Origin of the sequence: Bradyrhizobium sp. HKCCYLS3013 (assembly GCF_051167615.1) — a bacterium.
Taxonomy (GTDB): Bacteria; Pseudomonadota; Alphaproteobacteria; order Rhizobiales; family Xanthobacteraceae; genus Bradyrhizobium.
This window is the reverse complement of sequence record NZ_JBNPTK010000013.1, coordinates 129037-153021: the sequence shown is the minus strand read 5'-3', so window position 1 is coordinate 153021 and position 23985 is coordinate 129037. Positions and strand designations below refer to the sequence as shown.

General features: G+C 66.3%; 21 protein-coding genes and 1 riboswitch. Of the genes, 6 read left to right on the top strand and 15 right to left on the bottom strand.

Going from position 1 to position 23985, the window contains the following annotated elements:
* Both ACQR1F_RS22850 and ACQR1F_RS22845 read right to left on the bottom strand, forming a co-directional pair.
* A complete protein-coding gene (locus ACQR1F_RS22850) occupies positions 1-1479 on the bottom strand; it encodes an MATE family efflux transporter (protein WP_434838114.1) in 1479 nt (492 codons plus the stop codon).
* Positions 1480-1607: 128 nt separating this feature from the next.
* Positions 1608-2714: a 2'-deoxycytidine 5'-triphosphate deaminase gene (locus tag ACQR1F_RS22845; protein WP_434913919.1), complete on the bottom strand. Its 1107-nt coding sequence runs from the start codon at positions 2712-2714 to the stop codon at positions 1608-1610.
* A gap of 112 nt (positions 2715-2826) precedes the next feature.
* Positions 2827-2906, top strand: a riboswitch (SAM riboswitch).
* 78 nt (positions 2907-2984) lie between these two features.
* Between ACQR1F_RS22845 and ACQR1F_RS22840 the strand changes: the two genes are divergently transcribed.
* Positions 2985-4193, top strand: coding sequence for an O-succinylhomoserine sulfhydrylase (locus tag ACQR1F_RS22840; RefSeq protein WP_434913918.1), 1209 nt, complete (start codon positions 2985-2987; stop codon positions 4191-4193).
* 132 nt (positions 4194-4325) lie between these two features.
* Here the strand turns inward: ACQR1F_RS22840 and ACQR1F_RS22835 are convergent, their stop codons facing one another.
* Genes ACQR1F_RS22835 through ACQR1F_RS22825 form a run of 3 tightly spaced genes read right to left on the bottom strand, consistent with a single transcriptional unit; the run spans position 4326 to position 7598 of the window.
* Positions 4326-5486, bottom strand: a complete 1161-nt coding sequence (locus tag ACQR1F_RS22835) for a GDSL-type esterase/lipase family protein (protein WP_434913917.1) — start codon at positions 5484-5486, stop codon at positions 4326-4328.
* A gap of 13 nt (positions 5487-5499) precedes the next feature.
* A complete protein-coding gene (locus ACQR1F_RS22830) occupies positions 5500-6258 on the bottom strand; it encodes an SGNH/GDSL hydrolase family protein (protein WP_434913916.1) in 759 nt (252 codons plus the stop codon).
* The gene (locus ACQR1F_RS22825) at positions 6258-7598 is read right to left on the bottom strand and encodes an OpgC domain-containing protein (RefSeq protein WP_434913915.1); all 1341 of its coding nucleotides are present in this window, start codon (positions 7596-7598) and stop codon (positions 6258-6260) included. Before ACQR1F_RS22825 ends, ACQR1F_RS22830 begins: the two co-directional genes overlap by 1 nt.
* Before the next feature lie 323 nt (positions 7599-7921).
* On the opposite strand from ACQR1F_RS22825, the gene apaG reads away from it, so the two are divergent.
* Complete coding sequence (apaG, locus tag ACQR1F_RS22820) at positions 7922-8317, top strand: Co2+/Mg2+ efflux protein ApaG (protein WP_315801592.1); 396 nt, start codon at positions 7922-7924, stop codon at positions 8315-8317.
* Positions 8318-8807: 490 nt separating this feature from the next.
* On the opposite strand, the gene ACQR1F_RS22815 is transcribed toward apaG, so the two are convergent.
* Positions 8808-9173 carry a hypothetical protein gene (locus ACQR1F_RS22815; RefSeq protein ID WP_315801593.1) on the bottom strand — a complete coding sequence of 122 codons (366 nt, stop codon included), beginning with the start codon at positions 9171-9173 and terminating at the stop codon, positions 8808-8810.
* 193 nt (positions 9174-9366) lie between these two features.
* Positions 9367-10335: an NAD-dependent epimerase/dehydratase family protein gene (locus ACQR1F_RS22810; RefSeq protein ID WP_434913914.1), complete on the bottom strand. Its 969-nt coding sequence runs from the start codon at positions 10333-10335 to the stop codon at positions 9367-9369.
* 75 nt (positions 10336-10410) lie between these two features.
* On the opposite strand from ACQR1F_RS22810, the gene ACQR1F_RS22805 reads away from it, so the two are divergent.
* Positions 10411-10956, top strand: a complete 546-nt coding sequence (locus tag ACQR1F_RS22805; RefSeq protein ID WP_316181998.1) for a TetR/AcrR family transcriptional regulator — start codon at positions 10411-10413, stop codon at positions 10954-10956.
* A 127-nt stretch (positions 10957-11083) separates the two neighbouring features.
* Here the strand turns inward: ACQR1F_RS22805 and ACQR1F_RS22800 are convergent, their stop codons facing one another.
* From ACQR1F_RS22800 to ACQR1F_RS22790, 3 genes are all read right to left on the bottom strand, one after another.
* Positions 11084-12079 (bottom strand): Hsp33 family molecular chaperone, encoded by a 996-nt coding sequence (locus ACQR1F_RS22800; protein ID WP_316181999.1) that lies wholly within the window; start codon positions 12077-12079, stop codon positions 11084-11086.
* 264 nt (positions 12080-12343) lie between these two features.
* Positions 12344-13270 carry an ornithine carbamoyltransferase gene (argF, locus tag ACQR1F_RS22795; RefSeq protein ID WP_315801770.1) on the bottom strand — a complete coding sequence of 309 codons (927 nt, stop codon included), beginning with the start codon at positions 13268-13270 and terminating at the stop codon, positions 12344-12346.
* 8 nt (positions 13271-13278) lie between these two features.
* A complete protein-coding gene (locus ACQR1F_RS22790) occupies positions 13279-14490 on the bottom strand; it encodes an aspartate aminotransferase family protein (protein WP_316182001.1) in 1212 nt (403 codons plus the stop codon).
* A 478-nt stretch (positions 14491-14968) separates the two neighbouring features.
* On the opposite strand from ACQR1F_RS22790, the gene ACQR1F_RS22785 reads away from it, so the two are divergent.
* Positions 14969-15484, top strand: coding sequence for a GcrA family cell cycle regulator (locus tag ACQR1F_RS22785; RefSeq protein WP_315717142.1), 516 nt, complete (start codon positions 14969-14971; stop codon positions 15482-15484).
* 120 nt (positions 15485-15604) lie between these two features.
* Here ACQR1F_RS22785 and ACQR1F_RS22780 read toward each other — a convergent pair whose 3' ends face one another.
* The 4 genes from ACQR1F_RS22780 to ACQR1F_RS22765 form a co-directional block, all read right to left on the bottom strand.
* Positions 15605-16912 (bottom strand): ATP-binding protein, encoded by a 1308-nt coding sequence (locus tag ACQR1F_RS22780; RefSeq protein ID WP_316237352.1) that lies wholly within the window; start codon positions 16910-16912, stop codon positions 15605-15607.
* 28 nt (positions 16913-16940) lie between these two features.
* On the bottom strand, positions 16941-17996 hold the full coding sequence (locus tag ACQR1F_RS22775) for a lysylphosphatidylglycerol synthase domain-containing protein (RefSeq protein ID WP_315751236.1): 1056 nt from the start codon (positions 17994-17996) through the stop codon (positions 16941-16943).
* Positions 17997-18499: 503 nt separating this feature from the next.
* On the bottom strand, positions 18500-18805 hold the full coding sequence (locus tag ACQR1F_RS22770) for a hypothetical protein (RefSeq protein ID WP_315801599.1): 306 nt from the start codon (positions 18803-18805) through the stop codon (positions 18500-18502).
* A 4-nt stretch (positions 18806-18809) separates the two neighbouring features.
* Positions 18810-20204: an OmpA family protein gene (locus ACQR1F_RS22765; RefSeq protein WP_315801600.1), complete on the bottom strand. Its 1395-nt coding sequence runs from the start codon at positions 20202-20204 to the stop codon at positions 18810-18812.
* A gap of 164 nt (positions 20205-20368) precedes the next feature.
* On the opposite strand from ACQR1F_RS22765, the gene ACQR1F_RS22760 reads away from it, so the two are divergent.
* Together ACQR1F_RS22760 and ACQR1F_RS22755 are read left to right on the top strand one after the other, a co-directional pair.
* On the top strand, positions 20369-21427 hold the full coding sequence (locus tag ACQR1F_RS22760; RefSeq protein ID WP_315801601.1) for a polysaccharide deacetylase family protein: 1059 nt from the start codon (positions 20369-20371) through the stop codon (positions 21425-21427).
* A gap of 113 nt (positions 21428-21540) precedes the next feature.
* Positions 21541-22350, top strand: a complete 810-nt coding sequence (locus tag ACQR1F_RS22755; RefSeq protein WP_316182009.1) for an SDR family oxidoreductase — start codon at positions 21541-21543, stop codon at positions 22348-22350.
* Positions 22351-22500: 150 nt separating this feature from the next.
* Here the strand turns inward: ACQR1F_RS22755 and boxB are convergent, their stop codons facing one another.
* A complete protein-coding gene (boxB, locus tag ACQR1F_RS22750; protein ID WP_316237354.1) occupies positions 22501-23952 on the bottom strand; it encodes a benzoyl-CoA 2,3-epoxidase subunit BoxB in 1452 nt (483 codons plus the stop codon).
* Positions 23953-23985 lie beyond the last annotated feature (33 nt).

Here is a 23985-nt window from a genome sequence, read left to right as displayed (position 1 = left end):
TCAGCCGACACGCGCCGGGGGCGGCGCGTGCGCGTCAGGACCGCGTCCGGCCGCCAGCACGGCCGGGCGCAGCTCCAGCGCCGCGGCCGGCTTCGGCCCCCACCGCGTGAGCATGACGCTCGCGAGCGTCAGCACGCCGAGCAGCACCATCGAGGACGCCGCCAGCATGAAGAAGTCGCCCTCGGTCGCGGCATGGCTCAACAGATAAGAGCCACCTGCGGCGATGAACACGAGCCGCACCGTTTGCGCCAGCACCGGACCGATCACCCTGGCTGCGCCCTGCGAAGAGAAGTACATCGAGATCGCCAGGCCGATGAAGGCATACATCGGCGCGGCGACCTGCAGATAGTGCCGGCCGGCGCCGCGCGCGCTCTCGTCCTGGGTGAAGATGTCGACCCACAATTGTGGGACGATCGCGATCAGCGTCGACAGCGCGCCAACCGACGCGAACGACACCAGCCCCGCCGTCCAGGCGATGCGGCGGGCGCGCGCGATTCGCTGCGCGCCGATCGCCATGCCGACCATCGGCACCGAGGCCATGCCGACGGAGAAGGCGACCGTGGTCATCATAAATTCGAGCCGCGCGCCGATGCCGTAGCCGGCGAGCACCGCGGTGCCGAACGACGCCAGCATATGCGTGAAGATCGCGATCGACAGCACGGATTGCAGCGGCGAGAAGCAGGCGACGGCGCCGACCTTGAGAATGTCGGCGAACATCGCGCCGCTGATCCTGAGGCCGCGCAGCTTCGGCCGGACGCGCGCGCGCCCCGAAAACAGGTACCAGCCCATCACCGAGATGCTGACGCAGAACGCCAGCAGCGCGCCGGCCGCGACGCCGCGCATACCGAGCCCGAGGACCAGGCTGAGCGTGCCGCCCAGCACGATCTGCAGCATCGCCGAGCTCAGGATCATGAACGACGGCAGCTTCATGTTGCCGGTGCCGCGCAGGATGCCGGCCATCGAGTTCATCAGCCAGGGCAGGATCGCGCCGCCGAAGAAGATCTGCAGATAGGCCGTGGCATGGCTCAGCACCGCGCCGCGGCCGCCGAGCAACTCCAGCAAGGCCGGGCCGAACACCAGCATGCCGATCATGAAGGTCGCGCCGAACAGCAGCGCGATCAGCAGCGCATGCGAGGCGAGCGTCGAGGCGCGATCGGTGTCGCCGGCGCCCAGCGCCCGTGCGATCGCCGAGGCCACACCGCCGCCCATCGCGCCGCCGGACATCGTCATGGTCAGGATCACCAGCGGAAACACCAGCGCCATCGCCGCCAGCGCCTCGATGCCGAGCCGGCCGATATAGGAGGTCTCGGCAATGACGACGCAGGTGCCGGCCGTGTTGGCGATGATGTTCGGCCAGGCCAGCGACAGCAGGGTGCGCAGGATGGGTCCGTCGACGAGCTTATTCCGCATCGGCTTCTCGGGGGGCGGCAATGCACGCCCCTCGCCGACCGGATTGTCGGCCAGGCCGATCTCGGACATCTCAGCTCCCCGCTCGGCCGCGCAGGTCGCGGCCGTCTTATCGTTCGATTGCTTTCGCTTTCCTAGCACGGCGCTGGCGCGCGCCCTGTGCGGCAGGCGCATTGGGGGTGCGCGGCAGACGCAGCCGGCTAGAAGCGGAAGTGCTTGGAAAGCTTCAGGCCCTGGGCCTGGTAGTTGGAGCCGATGCGGCTGCCATACATCGCGTTGGGACGCGCCAGCATCTTCTCGTAGACCAGGCGGCCGACGATCTGGCCGTGCTCGAGGATGAACGGCACCTCGCGCGAGCGCACCTCGAGCACCGCGCGCGAGCCCTGCCCGCCGGCGCCGGCATAGCCGAAACCGGGATCGAAGAAGCCGGCATAGTGGACGCGGAATTCGCCGACCAGCGGATCGAACGGCACCATCTCCGCGGCGTAGTCCGGCGGCACCTGCACGGCTTCCTTCGAGGCCAGGATGTAGAACTCGCCGGGATCGAGGATGAGGCTGCCGTCGGGCCGCGCCTTGATCGGCTCCCAGAACTCCTCGACCGGATAGCCGGCGCGGCGGTCGACGTCGACGACGCCGGTATGGCGCTTGGCGCGGTAGCCGACATAGCCGTTCGCATTGCTGCCGGACAGGTCGACGGACAGCGCGACGCCGCCGGCGAGATCCGCATCATCGCGATCGACCAGCCGCTCGGCCTGGTGCAGCGCGATCAATTCGTCCTCCGACAGGACCGCGTCGCGATAGCGGAAGCGAACCTGGGACAGCCGCGAGCCCTCGCGCAACAGGACCGGAAACGTCTTCGGGCTGATCTCGGCATAGAGCGGGCCGTGGTAGCCGGCGCCGATCATGTCGAAGCGTCGCGTGCCGTCGGCGATCACGCGCGTGAACACGTCGAGCCGCCCGGTCGAGCTCTTCGGATTGGCGGCAGCGACGATGTCCTTCGGCAGCGCCAGGCTCTCCAGCAGCGGCACGATGTAGACGCAGTTGGTCTCGAGCACGGCACCATCGGCAAGCGCGAACTCGTGCAGCTTCAATTCGTCGATGCGCTCGGCGACGGTCGACCCCGGCCCTGGCAGAAAGCTCGCGCGCACCCGATAGACAACGTCGCCGAGCCGCAGGTCCAGGCTCGCCGGCTGGATCTGGCTCTCGACGAAATCATATTCGGGAATGATCAGGCCGGCCTCCGCCATCGCCACGATCATGCGATCGGGGAGGATGCCGTGGGCGTCGGCGGGAAGCGAAAACGGCAAGGCCTGATCCTTTGCAGGCGCCGGAACGGCGGCTTGTGGAGCCAATATAGGGTCTTTTGACCGGTTATCCGATGGCCGGCTTGACGGAAAGGCCGGTTGCGACTATGAGCACGACTTATCCCGTGGTGATTTGAGCCGGCCGGCTTGCAGCCACGTTAAATAAGTCGCTAAACAGGCCGGGGACGAATGTGATCCCGGCCTTGAGGAGTTTTCCCAGGCCGGTTTTTTTGTGCCCATCGCGCCGAGCGCGGTGGTCACGATGGAGGTCACATGTCGAAGTCCCCCGCGAAGGCGCCGGTGTCGTTCGCCCAGTATCGTCCCGAAACCCGGCTGGTGCATTCCGGCACCTTGCGCTCCGAATTCGGCGAGACCGCCGAAGCGCTCTATCTGACGCAAGGTTTCGTCTACGCCACGGCCGAGGAGTGCGAGGCGCGCTTCAAGGGCGAGGACCCCGGCTTCATCTATTCGCGCTTCTCCAATCCGACCACGGCGATGTTCGAGGGCCGCATGATCGAGCTCGAGGGCGCCGAGGCCTGCCGCTCGGCCGCAACCGGCATGGCCGCTGTCACCACCGCGATCCTGGCCCCCCTGCGGGCCGGCGATCACGTCGTCGCGGCCAAGGCGCTGTTCGGCTCGTGCCGCTACGTGGTCGAGGATCTGCTGCCGCGCTACGGCATCGAGTCGACGCTGGTCGATGGGCTCGATCTCGACCAGTGGCAGAAGGCCGTCAGGCCGAACACCAAGAGCTTCTTCCTCGAGAGCCCGACCAATCCGACGCTCGACGTGATGGACATTCCCGCGATCGCCGAGATCGCGCACGCCCATGGCGCGCGGCTGATCGTCGACAACGTGTTCGCCACCCCGCTCTGGCAGAGCCCGCTCGCGCTCGGCGCGGACGTCGTCGTCTACTCCGCGACCAAGCACATCGACGGCCAGGGCCGCTGCCTCGGCGGCGTGATCCTGTCGTCGGAGGCGTTCATCGCCGAGCACATCCACAATTTCATGCGCCAGACCGGCCCGTCGATCTCGCCGTTCAACGCCTGGGTGCTGCTCAAGGGCCTCGAGACCCTGGCGGTGCGGGTGCGGGCGCAGACCGAGACGGCGGCGAAGGTGGCCGACTTCCTCGCCGCGCATCCGAAGATCTCGCGGCTGATCTATCCCGGACGCGAGGACCATCCGCAGGCGGCGACGGTCAAGAAGCAGATGCGCGCCGGCTCGACCCTGGTCGGCTTCGAGGTGAAGGGCGGCAAGGCGTCGGCGTTCCGTATGCTCAACGGATTGAGGCTCGCGCGCATCTCCAACAATCTCGGCGACGCCAAGACGCTGGTCACGCATCCCGCAACGACCACGCATCAGCGGCTGACGCCGGACGCGCGCGCCGAGCTCGGCATCAGCGAGGGCTTCATCCGCTTCTCCGCCGGGCTCGAGCATGCCGACGATCTGATCGAGGATCTCGACGCCGCCCTCAGCGCGGCGTAGCGAATGGTGAAGTGGCGTCGCGAGTAGACCGATCTCATCGCTGCGCGCTACTTGTCATTCCTCATCCGCACATCACCTCCGGATCCCGGGGTTCGCTCGCGCGGCGAGCGCCCCGGGATAACGCCCGCGGCGTCACATCGGCCGATAGGTCGGCACCTCGGCCGGCGCGTTGATGCCGAGCTTGACCTGGCCAACCGAGCGGATGATGTCGTCGCCGAGCAGCTGCGCGAAGCAGGCATAACCCCAATCGCTCATGTGCAAGCCGTCCGAGATCACGAACTCGTTCATCGGGATCGCCTGCCGCTCGTGCCAGTCGCGCATCACCTCGAAGCGCGGGAAGATGCCGGCGTGATGCAGCTCGGCGATGCGGCCGAGCAGCTTGTTCATGCGACCCGCGCTCTCCTGCCGCTCGTTCACGCGCGGCGAATATTGCAGATCGACCAGCACGACATCGGAGGCTGCGGCCTGGATCTTGGCGACGCCGTCCTCGACCAGCCTGGCGGTCTCGGCCGGATCGAGATCGCGCAGCACGGCATTGGTGCCGACCTGCCAGATCACGAGATCCGGGTGACGGTCGATCACCGACGTCTCGATCCGCTTCATCATCTCCGGCGCATCCTCGCCGCCGACGCCGGCATTGATGACGCTGATGTCGACCATCGGATATTGCCGGCGCAGCTGCGCGGCGAGCCGATTCGGATAGGTGTAGTCCGGCGCGCTTGCGCCATAGCCCTGCGTCGACGATGAGCCGAAGGCGACGATCACGATCGGCAGGCCGGAGGCGAGCTTGTTGGCGACGTGCGGCAGCGAAATGAAATTCTTCTTCGCGACGCCCTTCGGCGCCAGGCACGGCACGCGGTTGAAGATGTCGGTGGCCGATTTGGCGACCTGCTTGACCTTGTCGATCGCCCGCTCGGTGATGCTGCGCGATTGCGGCGGCGCGGCCGCGACGGCCTGCCCGGCTGCAGCCGGCGGCTGTGCATCGGTCATGGCCGGCGCAGTCGTCGCCGCAGACGGCGCGGTCGTGGCCGCCGGGCGCACCGCGGCGATCGGCCCGCGCACCTGATCGTTCGCCTGCGCCAATGTGACGTAGCCGATGCTCGGTCGCAGCTCGCTGATCAGCGGAGTCTTCGGACCGGAGCTCTCCACATCGGACAGCGCGGCGGGTGCAACCGGCGCTGCGCTCTGGGCCCGTAGCTTCTGCGGGCTCAGCGCGAGGGCGATGGCAATGACCGCAACGGCCGAAAGCTTCTCCCATGTCCCGGATACGCGGTGACACTCATTCGACGTCATGAACGACATAATCCTAGTTCTGCTGCGCCGGCCCGATATGCGCCGCGTCGATGATGAACTTCGACAGCGCCCGGCCGATGCAGTCATGAACCTGCCTGGCCAGTTCGACCCCGTGCGTCGGATTGAACAGGTCGAAATCGCCCTGCTCGTTCCACTGCCGCATGATGGCAAACCGATCGAACAGCGGAATGTCGCGCTGCTGCGCCACCACACGCATGTTGTCGACATAGGGCGGCACGGAGATCAATGTTTCCGTCCGCGGACTGTATTGCAGATTCATCAAGACGACGTCAGCTCCCGCTTTCTGCAGCGTCGCCACACCGTCGTCGACCGCCTGCCGGAACTCATCAGGATCGATCGACCGCATGGCGTCGACCGTGCCGGTCTGCCAGATGACCAAATTAGGCCTTTTTCCTTCCACCAGTTTAACGAGATTGCCCGCGACTTCCTCGGCCGTCTTCTTTGGCTGCAGCTCGATGCTGAGATTGACGGCGACCGCTGGCAGCTTGTCCTTCAGCGCAGCCTGCAGACGGGCGGGGTAGGCATTGGCGTCGGAGGTGTTGACGATCGAGGACGAGCGGCTTCCGACGACGAGAATATCGAGTGTGCGGCCGTTCTTGACGGCGTCTGCAACCTTCGGGAGCGGGCTCTCGGTGGTCAGCAGGTAGGCCGGCACCTCGCAGTTCTGCGGCGCGTCTTCCGCGCGCGCGGAGGCCGCCAGCGAAACAGCCAGCGCCGCGATACCAAACCTTAACCACGAGACGGACTTCATCAGCCCCCTCCCGCCAGATCGGCGTTGCTGCGCGCACCTTTTCGCGCCGCGCCCTTATCGGCCTCACGCTTGTACCACGAAATCAACGACGCCACCCCCCACATGATGAGGATGCCGCAAAGGCTGATCACCGCGTGCATCATGGCGCCGCCGGACACTTCGGCAAGAACGAAGTGGCCCGCAAACGCCAGAAAAACGCCGAGACAGAAGATCTCGAGCGAGTGTTGCCCGCAAACAATCAACGGGCGCAGCCACGGCGATTTTAGGAGCGGCCAATCCTTGCGCAGATAGTGCACGGTGAGTGCTGCGAGTGCGAGGAAATGCGCGAAGCGCAACACGTCAAGGTCGGTCTTGTCGATCGGATACATCCACTGCTCGATTCGGCGCGGCATCAGATGGCCGAGCTGCGGGATGTACCAGGTCAGGGTCACGCAGAACGCCGCGACCAGATAGGCGACGCAGAGCCCGAGCGTGATCGGCGAGTTGATGATGCGCGACATGCGCTGGGCGCCGCCGAGCGCGCACCACGCACCGAACACGAACAGGAGCTGCCAGGCGAACGGGTTGAACGCCCAGAAGCCGTTCGGATAGGCCGTCAGATAGAGATCGAGCTCCCAGGTGAGTGCATAGAGAACGACCGAGAGCCCGAGCGTGACATCCGGACGCCAGCGCATCAGCCACAGGATCAGCGGCAGGAACAGCATCAGCACGATGTAGAGCGGCAGCACGTCCATGTTGACGGGGCGGAAGCGCAGGATCAGCGCCTGCACGATGGTCACGTCCGGCTGCTTGAGAAAATCCATGATCCCCATCTCTTCGGTGTAGAGCGGGTTCTCGAAGCTGGTCGCGACGTAGGAGATCTCGGCGAGGAAGATCGTGAACAGGAAGACGTGGGCGACGTAGATCTGCCAGACGCGGCGCAGGATGCGCGCGGTGGCGACGATGAAGCCGGCATCCTGCATCGCCCGGCCATAGACGAACGCCGCCGTGTAGCCGGAGATGAAGATGAAGATCTCGGTGGCGTCGGAGAAGCCGTAGTTGCGGATCGTGAACCAGGTCAGCAGGTTCGGCGGCAGATGGTCGATGAAGATCAGCCATAGCGCCAGCCCGCGAAACAGGTCGAGCCGCAGCTCGCGCTCGCCGACCGCCGGGAAGGTGATCGCCGGAGCAGCGGTGGTGGCGGGTGCAGCAGTGACGGCCGGCGCGGCCGCGACGGCGGATGCTGATGCGACCACAGGTGCAGCCGCGCTCGCCGCGGCGGCGGTCTCCGCAGCCGGCGCGGGTGCGGCGCTGGCTGCGGGGGCGGACGGTCCGGCAAGGCGATCGGCAATCGACGTCATCAGGCACCGCGTCAAGGCTGCCAGCCTTCGAGGCCCGGCAGGGGAAATGTAGGGCTGCGCAGTTTTTGCGCAAGCGATGAAGGACTTATCAGCTGGGCCGTGCCCAGTTTTTCGACCTTGGCGGCCAGCTGGTGGGCGATCGCACGACGCAGGACAGGTCGATCGCCGCCAGGCTCTGCCGGCCGCGCCCGATCCGAGTCCAAGGAACGGACCGCGCGTACGGCCGACAGAGTCCACGATTCTGGTGCCATAATGCGGAACTGTGTTGAAAGCACGATGGCGTCGCGATTGGTTCCGGCGCGGGTTTCCGCTACAATGCCACCATGTATCGCGCCGTGACTCGCCACATCGAAGTGACCGTCGAACCGAACTTCCTGCCTGAGAAGTCTTCGGTGGCCGATGGCCGCTGGTTCTGGTCCTATACCGTCGTCATCACCAACAGCGGGGAGGAGACGGTGCGGCTGCGCAGCCGCCACTGGATCATCACCGACGGGATCGGCCGGCAGCAGGAGGTGCGCGGCGAGGGCGTGGTCGGCGAGCAGCCGGTGCTCGCGCCAGGAGAGCGCTTCGAATACACCTCCGGCGTGCCGCTCACCACCGCGTCCGGCTTCATGGCCGGCTCCTACCAGATGGAGAGCGAGAGCGGCGAGCACTTCGACATCGCCGTGCCGGCGTTTTCGCTCGACAGCCCGGACGGCGGCAAGCGGGTGTTGAATTAGCCGAGCGTGCACTTGGTTCGGCTGATGACCGATCGTGCACCCGCATTTTTGTACTTGGCTTTCAACGTTCATCGCGTATCGGCCCGGCACACCCGCTGACTTCTGCTCAGCTGTCGTCCCGGGCAAGCGTCCGACAACGCGCCAGCGTTGGCGGATGCGCCGACCCGGGACCCATAACCACAGTGTGCAGTTTGGCGACGGCTGGAGCGACGATGCCGTTTCACCGCAAGACCCTGTGGTTATGGTTCCCCGCGCGACGTGCGCAATTGCGCACTAGGCGGGGACGAAACCATTTCTGTCGAAGCGAGATTGCGTCACACCGCCCCTCTCTGACTGACGTCACAGCACTTCGCGTTCTCGCGACGCATCCCGCGCCCGAGCTTTGTCGATTCGTTCGCCCTCTCCAAGCAGAGGGCGCAGGGAAGGCCGGGCCTCGGCTGAGGCCCGTGGCCCGCCTGCGAAAAGAATGCAGGCGGCAGGTACCACAGGTTCAGCCGGAACGACCCGGCCCTCCCTGCGCGATCGGTTTTAACGGCTGCTTCGCGTTCTCCCTGGTGCGCCGTGCTTTCTGGCCACCATCCCCACGCGAAGCGAAAGCTCCGGCGTGAGTTGATATCAGCGTCGGGATATCAGGACCGCGCGACTTGACCGTGCGTGCATCGCCGTTCGTCCGCGCGGACTGATCCACGCTGCGGCAATACACGCCCATCGCATCCCACTGCCAACGGTTCGTGACGGTCGCGAAACGCCCCTCATGCGGCAGCAGAGACGCGCGGAAATGTGCCAGTGATTTGCCCGACGACACAAGTTGTTTGTTGCTGCGACAAAGGAGCGCGACGGGCAGTGCGGTCGGCACGATCCAGGATGAACTAATAGCGACGAAGCACCGGACCATAGGGCGGGCAAAAGGCACTTGGAGGCCCGACGATAGAGGCACAAGTGCACGGCGCCGTGCCCACCGCCCGCGACCACCGCTCGCGATCGTGGGAACGCGATCACGCTCGGAGGCGCCGTCGGGGCCACCGTGCCGCCAGCGCGACGCCCTTCGATCATCCCCGCATGCGCGCGATGCCTTCGGCCCAGGTCACGACCGGGGTGTAGCCGAGGTCGCTTCGCGCCTTGCTGATGTCGAGCGTGAAATCCTGGCCGATCATGCGCAGTGTCTGGCGCGTGATCGGCGGCTTGGAGCGCAGATGAAACATGCGCCAGACGGTCTCCATGACGGCCGCCATGCGCCAGGCGATGCCGAACGGTGCGGATCGTTGGATGGGGGGAACGTCCCGGGTGCCGAGCAGATCGGTGATCACCTGCTTGAGCGTGCCGGCCTGCCCGTCGGTGACATGGTAGGCCTGCCCGCCCCGGCCTTTTTCGGCCGCCAATAGCAGGCATGCGACGACATTGTCGACGTGGCTCGTGGACATGAGCTGTCCACCGCCGTCGGGCAGCGCGAAATGACCTGCCCTCGCGGTTTCGACCATGGCATCGAGCATCGGCATCCCCTCGCCCCAGATCAGCGGCGGCCGGACCACGATCGTGCGAAACGCAGCCGTGTTGGCCTGCCGCACCATCTGGTCGGCGTCCGCCTTGGTCGCGATGTAGGGCGCCCAGGACGGCCTTTGCAGCGTCGCATCCTCGCTGACGTCCCTCATCGGCTTCGGACGTCCCATCACCACCGCGGCGGCTCCGGCGGCGACAAATGTCGATGCGCCAGCCGCCTTGGCGGCGGCCAGCATCTTGCGCGTGCCGTCAACATTGGCCTCGCGAAACAGCGTATGAGGGTCCCACTCGCTCAAGTGCCCGGCCACGTGAAAGACCGTGTCGCACCCTTGCATACCCTCGGTCAGCGCCATCTCATCCTGAAGGTCGCCCCGACGGGTCACGACACCCGGGCCCTCGAGGGCCGCCGCCGCCTCGTCGCTGCGAACCAGCGCGACCACTCGCACATTCATCTCCCGCAACCGCGCGATGAGGCGCTTGCCGACGAAGCCGGAGCCGCCTGTGACAAAGACGTTTTTCATGCTACCTCTATAGCGTTGCTATAGCACTCATATAGCACCGCTATAGGCCAATGCAAGATCCGTCAGGGACTGTCGATGTCGACCGAAGATCAGATTCTATCCGCCGCCGCTGAAATCCTGGAACGGCAGGGCCCCGAAGCCGTGACGACGCGGGCGGTGTGCCAAGCGGCGGGCGTCACCGCGCCAACGCTCTATCACCACTTCGGTGACAAGAGCGGATTGCTGCGTGCCCTGGTCTTGCGGGGGGTCGAGACGTTCATGACACAGAAGCGGACCAACCGTCACACCGCTGACGCCCTCGCCGATCTGAAGCGCGGCTGGAACGGCTGGATCGCTTTCGCACTCGAACGACCAAAATTGTTCCGCATGATGATCGATCAAACCCGGTCGGACCCAGGCGCGTCCAGAGAGGCTTTCGGACTCATGCGGGCGGTGGTCGAGCGGCTTGAAGCCCAAGGGCGTTTGACGACCGACGTGGACACCGCGTCACGAACGATCTGGGCGGCTTCGAACGGCGTTCTGACCCTGTTCTTGCAGGACGTGCCGGCCGCCGAGATCAAGCGGTCGAGTGACATATTGCTGGAGGCGCTTGTCGCGAGGTTTGTGCGAACTGATCAGTAATGCGACTCCATCCCATCGCGTCACGATCCGGCGCCCTGTTGCGCATCACGCCTTGCGGCATCGCTCGCTGGCGCATCGCCGGCCGTCCAATCACTCCTGCCGGGCCGTCGCGTCGTGAATCGACGGCCTAGTTCTCCGTCACGCCCGCCTCGTGCGGGGTGAACTGATAGACCGAGGAGCAGAACTCGCAGGTGACGACGACCTTGTCGTCCTTGACCATGTCGGCGCGGTCCTGGGACGAGAAGCTCTTCAGCATGTTGGCGACCGCGTCGCGCGAGCAGGAGCAGCGCGCCTGCAGCGGCACGGTGTCGAACACGCGCACGCCGCGCTCGTGGAACAGGCGATACAGCAGCCGCTCGCCGGACAGCGCCGGGTCGATCAGCTCGATATCCTCGACTGTCGCGACCAGCGATTGACCCTCGATCCAGGCCTCGTCTTCCTCGACCGCGTGCAGCTCGGTACCCTCCGGCGCATCGCCGGGATGCAGATCGGCCTGGCGCAGGCGCTCGGGCGCCTGCGGCAGGAATTGCGTCAGCAGGCCGCCGGCGCGCCAGCGGTGCTTGCCGCCGCTCCACTCCTCGCCGACGGCGAGGCGCACCCGCGTGGGGATCTGCTCGGAGCGGAGGAAGTATTCGTGCGCGGCCTCCTCCAGGCTGCCGCCGGAGAGCGCGACGAGGCCCTGGTAGCGGCTCATGTCGGCGCCCTGGTCGATGGTCATCGCCAGATGGCCCTTGCCGAGCAGGCCGCCGGAGTCCTTCGCTTCCGAGAGCCGCGCCTCGTCATAGCGTGCGTAAGCGCGCAACCGGTCGGGCGCCTGGAAGTCGACAACCAGAAACGAGACCGGACCATCGGTCTGGGTCTGCAGGATGAAGCGACCGTCGAACTTCAGCGAGGAGCCGAGCAGGGTCGTCAGCACGATGGCTTCGCCGAGCAGCTTGCCCACGGGCGCGGGATAAGCGTGCTTGGTGAGGATGTCGTCGAGCGCCGGGCCCATGCGGGTCAGCCGCCCGCGCAGATCGAGCGCCGCGACTTCGAACGGCAGCACGGCGTCGTCGACCGGCACCGCCGAGGGCGCGCGGCTGGTGTCGAGGTTGATGTTGGTAGCGGGGGGATTGGCTGTCATGGGGCGTATTTGGGGTTTTTTGGCACGAATGGAAGGGCACCCCCCGGCTGTCGTCCCGGCTTGAGCCGGGACCCATACCGCGGATGCTATCGAGGGACGTCGGTAGTAGTCACTCGTCTTGTAGCCCACACCAGGCCTTGACGAACGAACCACGATCCCGACAACTAAGCAGAGCAACGGCCACCGCTGCAAACCAGTTCGATCACGCGGTATGGGTCCCGGCTCAAGGCCGGGACGACAATTGTGGTGTAGCGCCGTCGAACCCTACGCCCGCTCGCCGAAGCACCACGCCAGGATGCCCTTCTGGGCGTGCAGGCGGTTTTCGGCTTCGTCGAAGACGACGGACTGCGGGCCGTCGATCACCTCGTCGGTAACCTCCTCGCCGCGGTGGGCGGGCAGGCAGTGCATGAACAGCGCCTCGGGCTTGGCCAAGGACATCAACTTCGAATTGACCTGATACGGCTTGAGCAGGTTGTGGCGATGCTCGCCGTCCTTGTCGCCCATCGACACCCAGGTGTCGGTGACGACGCAGTCGGCATTCGCCACGGCCACTTCCGGGTCGTGGCCGAGATGGATGTCGGCGCGGGTGGCGCGGATGAAATCCTTCATCGGCTTGCCCGGCGACAGCTGCGGGGGGGTGGCGACGTTGAGCCGGAACTTGAAGCGCTCGGCGGCATGCGCCCAGGACGCCAGCACGTTGTTGTCGTCGCCAGTCCAGGCCACGGTGCGGCCCTCGATCGAACCGCGATGCTCCTCGAAGGTCATCACGTCGGCCATCACCTGGCAGGGATGCGAGCGCCGGGTCAGGCCGTTGATCACCGGCACGGTGGCGTGCGCGGCGAGCTCGAGCAGCGCCTCGTGGCTGAGGATGCGGATCATGATGGCGTCGACATAGCGCGACAGCACGCGCGCGGTGTCGGCGATGGTCTCGCCGCGGCCGAGCTGCATCTCGGTGCCGGTCAGCATGATCGCCTCGCCGCCGAGCTGGCGCATGCCGACGTCGAACGACACGCGGGTGCGGGTCGACGGCTTGTCGAAGATCATCGCCAGCACCTTGCCCTCGAGCGGCTTCTTCGCCGGCTCGCGCGCCTTCAAGGTCTTCTTCATCGCGCTGGACAGCGCCAGCACGTTGCGCAGCTCCTCGACCGGCATCTCGGTGAGATCGAGGAAATGACGCGGCGTGTTGCCCATGGTCTTGCTCATGATGCGGCCGCCTGCCTGGCAGGCTTGCCCGACAGCGCCGCACAGGCGCGATCGAGCATCTCGACCGATTGTTCGATTTCGGATTCGTTGACGATCAGCGGCGGCAGAAAGCGCACGACGTTGTCGCCGGCGCCCACCGTGAGCAGCTTCTGATCGCGCAGCGCCGCGACCAGATCGCCCGACGGCACCACCGCCTTGACGCCGATCAGAAGGCCCTCGCCGCGGATCTCGGAGATGATGTCGGGATGACGATCGAGGACGGCACCAAGCTTCTGCTTCAACAGCAGCGACATCCTGCGGACGTGATCGAAGAAGCCGGGCGCCAGCATCACGTCGAGCACGGCGTTGGCCGCGGCGACCGCCAGCGGATTGCCGCCGAAGGTCGAGCCGTGCGAGCCCGGCGTCATGCCCGACGCGGCCTCGGCCGTGGCGAGCACGGCGCCGATGGGAAAGCCGCCGCCGAGCGCCTTGGCCAGCGACATCACGTCCGGCGTGACGCCGAGCCAGCGATGCGCAAACAGATCGCCGGTGCGGCCCATGCCGGTCTGGACCTCGTCGATGACGAGCAACAGACCGTTGTCGTCGCAGAGCTGGCGCAGCGCCTTGTAGAACGGCAGCGGCGCGGTGCGCACGCCGCCCTCGCCCTGCACCGGCTCGACCAGGATGCCGGCGGTGTGCGGACCGATTGCCTTCTTCACCGCTTCGATGTCGCCGAACGGAACCTGATCGAAGCCGTCCATCGGCGGACCGAAGCCGTCGAGATATTTCGCGGAACCTGTCGCGGCGAGCGTCGCCAGCGTGCGGCCGTGGAACGCGCCTTCGAAGGTGATGATACGGTAGCGTTCGGGATGGCCCTTGGCGGCGTGATATTTGCGCGTGATCTTGATCGCGCCTTCCATCGCCTCAGCGCCGGAATTGGCGAAGAACACGTAGTCGGCAAAGCTCTGCTCGCACAGCCGCGCGGCGAGGCGCTCGCCATCCGGGCTCTTGAACAGGTTCGACATGTGCCAGAGCTTGGCCGCCTGTTCCTGCAGCGCCTTGACCAGATGCGGGTGCGCATGGCCGAGCGAATTGACGGCGACGCCCGAGGTGAAATCGAGATAGCGATCGCCATTGGTCGCGATCAGCCACGCGCCTTCGCCGCGCTCGAACGAAAGATCGACCCGGGCGAATACGGGGAGGAGATGCGTAGCGGCAACACTGGTCATGGCGGATCACATGAGCTGACGGGCCGGCCGAGACACGCGCCACGCGGCGCCATCGCGCATCAGGGACCCCACCCTGGAAAACAAAATGTGCCGCCTTTTCAAGGCGGCACGTACATCTATTGTATGCGGGCAGCGGTGGGAGTCAACTACGCGTCAGCCGATGCATGGCGGGGCCGGCCCGTGAGATTGCGGACGCACGACACGGCTCGAGACGTGCCACAGGGAACCACGGAATGTGTGGACTGCGGCCACCGACTCTTGCGCGAGAGTCACGCCATATTGTAGCGTTTTCGACGTCGAGTACGACATCTCGTGCGGCAGTTCTGATCCCTCTCGAAGTTCTCTGAGTTTGCGTAACGTCCGGGTGCCTCGTGCGCGCCCGGCGAGGGATAAGGGATTCTGCCGCCAGGGATTTTCTTGAGACAGCATCGCAGCGCCGTCCCGGAATTGGCCGGCGCAACGCGAAGGGAAAGGTTCGATGACCGTATTGACCTGGTCCGACGATCGCGTCGAGCAACTGAAAAAACTCTGGGAAGCCGGACTATCGGCCAGCCAGATCGCCGCGGAACTCGGAAACGTGACGCGCAACGCCGTGATCGGCAAGGTGCACCGGCTGGGCCTGTCCGGCCGCGCCAAGAGCCCGGCCACCGCGGCACCGCGCCAGCGCAAGGCGGCCCGCCCGGCCCAGCCGATGATGCGGGTGGCGCGCCCGGTTGCGCGCGGCAACACGGCGCTCGCACAGGTTTTCGAGGTCGAGGCGGAGCCCGATCCGGTTGCATTCGACAACGTCGTGCCGATGAACCAGCGGCTGTCGCTGCTGGAGCTCAACGAGGCGACCTGCCACTGGCCGGTCGGCGATCCCTCGAGCGCGGATTTCTTCTTCTGCGGCGGCAAGGCGCTGTCCGGCCTGCCCTATTGCGCGCAGCATTCGCGCGTCGCCTATCAGCCTGCGGCCGACCGCCGCCGCCAGCCGGCGAAGTCGACCACGCGCTGAGCGGTTGGCCGCGACGGGCGATGAGGATGCTCCACATCGCCCCGCGATCTCCGGCTGCTTACTCAGAACGATCGATGACGTGTGCCCGGCCTGCGCCGGGCCGCAGGATGCGCCCGCCGATCAGGCGCCCCGCGCGGGCTTCGACTGCGGAAAGCAGGCCGTGAAGGCGGCGCCATTGCGCGGCACGCTCTCGATCAGCAGCCGGCCGCGATGGCGGTTGAGGATATGCTTCACCAGGGAGAGGCCGAGCCCGGTGCCGCCCTGCGCGCGGCTGTCGCCGACGTCGACGCGATAGAAGCGCTCGGTCAGGCGCGGCAGATGCTCGGGCGCGATGCCCGGGCCGAAATCGCGCACCTTGACCCGGATCTCCGGCGCGTTCTCGGCGGAGACGGCCTGCTCCAGCGAGACGATCACGCGCCCGCCCGAGGCGCCGTATTTCAGCGCATTCTCGATCAGGTTCTCGAACACGCGCAGCAATTCCTCGCGGTCGCCGGCGATCGTCACCGGCGCCTCCGGCAGGCTGGTCTCGATCACCACCTGGCGCTCCCTGGCCAGCGACTCCAGCCCGTCGGTGACCTGGCGGATGATGGGGACGACGTCGACCATGGCGTGGGGCTGGACATGCGCCGACAGCTCCACCCGCGACAGCGACAGGAGATCGTCGATCAGCCGCGCCATGCGCGTCGCCTGGATGTGCATGATGCCGAGGAAGCGCTCGCGCGCCTTCGGATCGTCCTTCGCCGGCCCCTGCAGCGTGTCGATGAAGCCCGAGAGCGCCGCCAGCGGCGTGCGCAGCTCGTGGCTCGCATTGGCGACGAAGTCGGCGCGCATTTCCTCGACCCGGCGCAGCGGGGTCAGATCGTGGAACGTCATCAGCATGCATTTGTCGGTGCCGCCGAACGCCGTCGGCACCGGCACCGGCGTGATGATCAGCTCCATCCAGCGATCGACCGGAACGTGATCGTGATAGGTGGCGCGACGGATCTCGGTGGTGGCGATCGCCTCGCGCAGCGCGGTGATGATCTCCGGCGTGCGCAGCGCGAACTGGGCGAGCTCGCCCTTGCGCAGGGCCGGCGCGAGCTGCGCGGCGGCGCCATTGAGGTGGATGACGCGGCCGGCGCGGTCGAGCAGCACGGCGGGATCGGGGATGCCCTCGACCACCGCGCTCACGGCCGGCGCCTCGACCGGGTTGGCGTGGCGCTCCTCCTCGCGCTTGGCGACCGCGCCATGCAGCCGCCACGGCACCAGGGCGGCGGCGGCAATGCACAGGAATACCGCCAGGGCCCGCAGCGGCAGCAGCTCGTCCAGCAGCACGAGCCCGACAAGCGCGAGCGCCGCAGCGAGCAGGATGATCGCGGAATGGCGCAGCCGGTCCGGCCAGGGGGTGAAGATCGAGAGCGAGGTGTCGGAGGGAGCGTCGAGGGCCATCTGGTCCGATTGTTCCCTTGAACTGGCGTCAGGCACCGGAATCGCTGCGTTTCCTCACAAAAGCGGCTTCGGGCGGGGGGCCCGGATCGAGGCTGAGCGCGGCCTGCCGCAGCCGCTTCGACCGCGTGCTGATGATAACCTCGCGAAACGTCAGCAAGATTACAGAAATGAGGAACGGCGCCAAATAATACAGCATCCGGAACAGCAGCATTCCGGCCAGCAGCTCCTCGCGGTCCATCTGCCACAGCCCGACCAGCATCGCGGCGTCGAACACGCCGAGCCCGCCGGGGGAATGGCTGGCGAAGCCGAGCAGGGTTGCCGAGACGAAGATCACGGCCACCACGACGAAGCCGAGATTGGGCTCGTCCGGCACCAGTACGTACATCGCCAGCGCGCAGAAGCCGAGGTCGATGATGCCGATCGCGATCTGCAACAGGGTCAGCGGGCCGCTCGGCAGCACCACGGTCCACGGCCCGCGGCCGACCACGCGCGGCTTGGTCCATACCCAGGCGACATACCCCAACAGGCCGACCAGGATCGCGATCGCCACCATGCGGTTGACCCAGGGCGGCAGCTGGTCGATCGAGGCCGCGGCCTCCGGATGATAGCTGATGCCGAGCCCGAGCACGGCGGCATTGCCGAGCCAGAACGTCAGGCCGGCGAGGAAGCAGATCTTGGCGACGTCGATGGCGTTCAGCCCATGGGCCGAATAGACGCGGTAGCGCACGGCGCCGCCGGTGAAGACGCTGGCGCCGACATTGTGGCCGATCGAATAGCTGGTGAAGGCGGCCAGCGCGTTGACGCGGTAGGGCACGTGGTCGTGGCCAATGGCGCGCACCGCGAACAGATCGTAGAAGGTCAGCGTGAAATAGCCGGCGGCGACGAACAGCGCGGCGAGCGCGATCTGATGAGGCTCCGTGCTCTTGATCGCCTCGAGCACCTCGTAGGTGTCGATGCCGCGCAGCATGTGGTAGAGGACGTAGCAGGCGACCGCGATCACCGCGATGCTGATCAGCACGCCGAGCTTGTGCAGGACTTGCTTCTCGCGCAGGAACGTGGCCGCTCTGCGTATGGCTTCAAGCATCTACACCTCTCACCGTGATCCGATCACGACGGCCGGGGATGCCGCGCCCCGGAGGCCGCAGCATCATGTGCGCATACAACGCCCTCGTAGCGCGTTTCGACGCATTGGGGAACACGGAGCGTGCGAACAAAAGCGTACACATGGATATACTTAGCAGGCTTTACGGAAATGCGATGCACCGTTTTGCCGCACATGAGGCAAGACATCAGGCAAAGACGTCAGGCAAGGCCTCATGCAGGACGGCGGGTCAGCGCACGCTCCCGCCAGCCTGCAAACCCCAGGTTAAACTTTGGTGAGGAACGCGGATCTCCGGGCTTTCCGGGGCGCCCCATGGCTCGGCGGGTCGGCATGGCTCAACGATAAGCGCGAGCTGCGCGTTTGACAGGTTCGCGCCTCGTCAAACCTTCGTGTCTCGCAGTTGCGATGACCTGGGCACGCGGACGATGGGCGCGCCCGCCGCAGTCTCGGCAGGTGGCGTCGGGGGCAGTCCGGTGCGGGCGGTTTCAGGCCGCCGATTTCGTCCGCATGCTGCGGATCACCACCAGCGCCCGCAGCCAGGTGCCGATGGCGCAGCCGACGAGGTAGGGCACGAACATGATCAGCAACAGCTCGAGCCAGTAGCCGGCCCGGCCGGGGATCAGGGAGACCACGGCCGCCGCGACCAGGCCGGCGGCCAGCGCCGCCAGCAGCCAGGTCAGCCAGCCCGACACGCGCGGGGCGCGATGCACCACGGCGACCCAGCCCATCGCCAGCCCGATGGCGAATGCGCCGGCCAGCCAGCCCCAGTGAAAGGCAACGAGATAGGCCATGACGTTACCTCACCACGAATTCGATGCGCCGGTTCTGCGCCCGGCCGTCGGCGGTGTCGTTGGCCGCGATCGGCTGGGTGCTGCCATAGCCGATCGCGCTGAAACGATCGGCCGGCAGCCCGGCCTTGACCAGATAATCGACGACCGCCTGGGCGCGCTTCTGCGACAGCACCTGATTGGCCGCAGAGTCGCCTTCAGCATCGGTGTGCCCGATGATCTCGACATTGGCGGAGGGACAGCGGAACGCGATCTCGACGAGGCGGTCGAGCAGACCGGTGGAATCGCGGTCGAGGTCGCTGCGGCCGGTCTCGAAGCGGATCTTGGCCTTGCCGAGCAGGTCGGAGAACAGCTGCTGGCACACCGTGGGATCGACCGGGGCGGCTGCCGGCTTAACCGTGATCTCGGCCTTCACCTGCCAGCCCTGCGGCACGTCCTTGGCGAGCCCGGTCCGGATCTGGGCGGCGGCGGCGTCGTAAAGCGCATCACCCGAAATCTTGATGTCGCGGTCGGACACCACCAGCGTGCCGGTCGACAGCCGCGACAAGGCGCCCAGCGCCGGCACCACCGCATTCACGAAATTGGCCGGCGCGCCGAGGCTGTTCTTGAGATTGTCCACGACCTTCTCGCTGAAGAATTTGCGCGATGAGGAGCCGATGACGACGGCGTGGATGTTCTCGTCTGGAACGTTGCCGGCGAGCGTCACGGTCACCGCGACCGGGTCCTTGTAGGCCTGGAAGACATAGGGCGGCGCCTTGACCTCGTTGCTGGCGACCTTGAAGCCGTCAGGCAGCTTTCCGAGCGCGGCCGCGATCGCCTCGCGGCCGCCGAGTTCGCGCGCCATGCCGGACAATGTGACGTCGCCGTCGGAGATCGTGAACTTGCCGTCCTTCAGCTTGGCGATCTGGCCGATCAGCAGCAGCGCCGCATCCTCGAAGCGCGCCGGCGCGCCGCGCGCCAGGCCCATCTGGTCAGCGACCTCCACGCCCGGCAGCGCCGCCCGGGTCGCGTCCATCAGCTTGCCCTTCAAGGCGGGCAACGGCGCGCTGCCACCCAGCGTCACCCGGACGACGTCACGCTCGGCCGACCAGACGAACGGCTTGGCCTCGGGGACCAGCCGAGTCTCGTCGTTGACGAGCCGCACGCCGGCCACGGCGTCGACCGCGGCGACGGCATCGCGGCGCCCGGCCTCGGAAAACGCATTGGCGCGCAGCGAGACATCGCGGCCATCCACCGTGATGCTCGTCCTGTCGAGCACCGCCCCCTTCAGAGCGGCCGCACTGCGACCGGCGAGATCATTCTCCAGGGGAACGGTGCTGGTCCAGGCCGCGAAGCCCCAAAGCACGATCAGCGGGATGACACCAGGCCACCATTTCCCGCTCCACCTGAAAAGTCCGCGCATTCGTCATCCGTCGCATCGAGGAAGCAGAGAGAAAACAAACCCTTGCATGCCTGTCAAACCGGAAATGAGGAGCGCCGCACGGTACGTTGCGACCGCAGGCTAAGGTTTTCTTCAATCATTCGTCGGTAACCTTGTCCCGACACTCACCGGGCCGCATATTTCAGATGAGGCGATTTCGCAAAACCTTTATCCGTGCCGGCCTGGAAGCGCTGTATCTGAGCGGCGCGCATGTCTGGCTGCGCCCGATCTTCTCGGGCGTGGGTGCGATCTATACGCTGCATCATGTGCGGCCGCACCGCGACGCCGATTTCCAGCCCAATTGTCACCTCGAGGTCACGCCGGATTTCCTGCGCGAGATGTTGTCGCACCTGCGCGACCACGACATCGAGATCATCACTCTCGACGAGTTGCACAGCCGGCTGATGGCGAAGGACTTCTCGCGCCGCTTTGCCTGCTTCACCTTCGACGACGGCTATCGCGACAATCGCGACTTCGCGCTGCCTGTCATGCGCGAGTTCGATGCGCCGTTCACGATCTATGTGACCACCGATTTCGCGTCCGGAAACGGCCGGCTCTGGTGGGTGACGCTGGAGCGGCTGGTCGCGAAGACCAACGCGATCGACATCAAGATCGGCGGGCTGTCGTTGCAGCTCGATGCATCGACGCCGGCAGCCAAATGCGTGACGTTCCAGCGCCTGCACGACTGGCTGCGCGCACTGCCGGGCGAACACGACGTCCGGCGCGAGATCAGCGCGCTGTGCGCGCGCTACGACGTCGACGAGGCGTCGATCTGCCGTGAGCTCTGCCTGTCCTGGGACGAGCTTCGGGCGCTGTCGGTGGAGCCATTGATCTCGATCGGCGCGCATTCGATCAGTCACTGCAATCTCGCCAAGCAGACCGAGGAGACGGCGCGCATCGAGATCGCCGACAGCCGTGCCCGGATCGAGAACGAGTTGCAGCGGCCTGTGCTGCACATGGCCTACCCCTACGGCGACCGCGCCGCCGCCTCGCAGCGCGAATTCGTGCTGGCGGCCGCGAGCGGCTACAAGACCGCCGTCACCACCCGGCCCGGCATGATCTTCGCCGAAAGCGCCGATCATCTCACGGCTCTGTCGCGCGTCTCGCTGAACGGCCATTACCAGGACGCCCGCGTGCTGCCGGTGCTGACCTCGGGCGCCGCGACCGCGATGTGGAACGGCTTCCGCCGCATCGACGCGGCATAGGCCGCGTCTTCACACCCCCGATGAATTGCGGCAAATCCTTGCGACTGCGTCTCACTTGACAGTGCCAGCGCGTCCCGCACACAAGCGCACGACATAAGCAAAAGGGAGGCACCATGCTCAAGAACCTGTTCTCGCTCGAAGGCCGCATCGCGCTCGTCACCGGCGGCTCGCGCGGCATCGGCAAGATGATCGCGTCCGGGCTGCTCGCGCAGGGCGCAGCGCGGGTCTACATCACGGCGCGAAAGGCCGGTCCGTGCGAGGAGACTGCCAAGGCACTGACGGCGGAATATGGCGGCGAGTGCATCGCGCTGCCGATCGACATCTCGACGATGGCGGGTATCGACATGCTCGCGGCCGAGATCAAGACGCGCGAGCCCAGGCTCGACATCCTCGTCAACAATGCCGGCGCCGCCTGGGGCGCCGACTTCGATGAGTTTCCCGAGAGCGGCTGGGACAAGGTGATGAACCTCAACCTCAAGACGCCGTTCTTCCTGACCAAGGCGCTGGCGGCGCCGTTGCGCGCGGCGGCCAGCGCCGAGCGGCCGGCGAAGGTCATCAACATCGCCTCGATCGACGGCATCTTCGTCAACCCGCTCGAGACCTATTCCTATGCGGCGAGCAAATCCGGCCTGATCCATCTGACGCGGCGCATGGCCGCCAAGCTGATCAAGGACCACATCGTGGTCACCGCGATCGCGCCGGGCCCGTTCAAGTCCGACATGAACAAGGCCGCGCGCGACAACGCCGACGAGGTCGCCGCGCGCGTGCCCGCGGGCCGCATCGGCACCGACGAGGACATGGCGGGGACGGCGATCTTCCTGGCGTCGCGGGCGGGCGACTATGTGGTGGGAAACACGATCGCCGTCGATGGCGGCATCGTCTACGCGAATCCCGGCATTCCAGGCGCGGGCTGGGATAGTTGAGGCCGAATTAGTAACCCAAGGAAAGGTCGGCTCCCTCCCCCCTTGTGGGGGAGGGGTGGAGAGGGGGGGTAAGCCACGAACGACCGTCTCCGCGGCTTCCCTCCCTAGCCCTCCCCCACAAGGGGGGAGGGAACAGACCGGGTCCAGGTCTCAGGTCTCGATCTTCACGTACTCGAAATCACCCGGCTTGTTGTCGATGCCGACTTTCGGGGGCGCGATCCACGACGCGTATTCGCCGATCTCGGTGACGGGCTTCATCAGCGAGGCGATGTAGGCGCCGTCGTCGGCCGAGGGCAGCCAGTCGCCCTTGCGCTTCGCCCACGTGCCCTCGTCGATCAGGATGCCCTCGGGCGTCGCATGGACGTCCTTGAACTCGCCGATGGCGCGGTGGAAGGCGGTATGCGGCAGCTTGAGCTGGAAGTCGTAGCCGGCGGTGGTGATGATCTTGTTCCAGCGCAACAGGCCCTTGATGCAGTCCTGCGAGTAGTCGTCGCGCAGGCGCATGTTGAGCGCGGTCAGCGCCGGCTCGTCGACCCGCTTGATCTCGCCGTCGACCAGCTTGAGCACCGGATAGGTCGAGTTCTTGAGCTGGTGATCGTCCTGGATCTGGGTCTCGTGATAGCGGCCCTTGATGCCGGCGTTGAAGGCGTTCGCCGCGTTGGTCGAGACCTCCGAGCCGAACAGGTCGAGCGACAGCGTGTAGTGCAGGTTCAGCTTCTTCTGGATGGTCGGCAGGTCGATGACGCCGAGCGCGCGGACCTTGGCGATATCGGTGGGATCGTCGATGCCGGCGGCCCGCATCGCCTCGACGGTGCGCTGGATGACGCGGCCGACGCCGGTCTCGCCGACGAACATGTGATGCGCCTCTTCAGTCAACATGAAGCGGCAGGTGCGCGACAGCGGATCGAAGCCGGACTGCGCGAGGCTGTGCAGCTGCATCTTGCCGTCGCGGTCGGTGAAGTAGGTGAACATGAAGAACGACAGCCAGTCCGGCGTCTTCTCGTTGAAGGCGCCGAGCATGCGCGGGCTGTCCGCATCGCCCGAGCGGCGGCGCAGCAGCTCGTCGGCCTCCTCGCGGCCATCGCGGCCAAAATATTTCTGCAGCAGGTAGACCATCGCCCAGAGGTGACGGCCCTCCTCGACGTTGACCTGGAACAGGTTGCGCATGTCGTAGAGCGACGGCGCCGTCTTGCCGAGATGGCGCTGCTGCTCGACCGAGGCCGGCTCGGTGTCGCCCTGGATCACGATCAGGCGGCGCATCAGCGCGCGATATTCGCCGGGGACCTCCTGCCACGCCGGCTCGCCATAATGCTCGCCGAACGGAATCTTCCGATCCTCTTCCTGCGGGGCCAGCAGGATACCCCAGCGATAGTCCGGCATCTTGACGTAGTCGAACTTCGCCCAGCCGCGCGGATCGACCGAATAGGCCGTGCGCAGATACACGAGCGACTGCTGGAAGCCTTCCGGGCCCATGTCGTTCCACCAGTCGACATAGCCGGGATGCCAGCCTTCCAGCGCCTTGAGGACCTGGCGGTCCTCGGCGAGATTCACGTTGTTCGGAATCTTGGTCGAGTAGTCGACGTTCATGATGTTCATGTTCATGGCGTGCCTCCCTGAAATCTTCCCGGTGGTCAT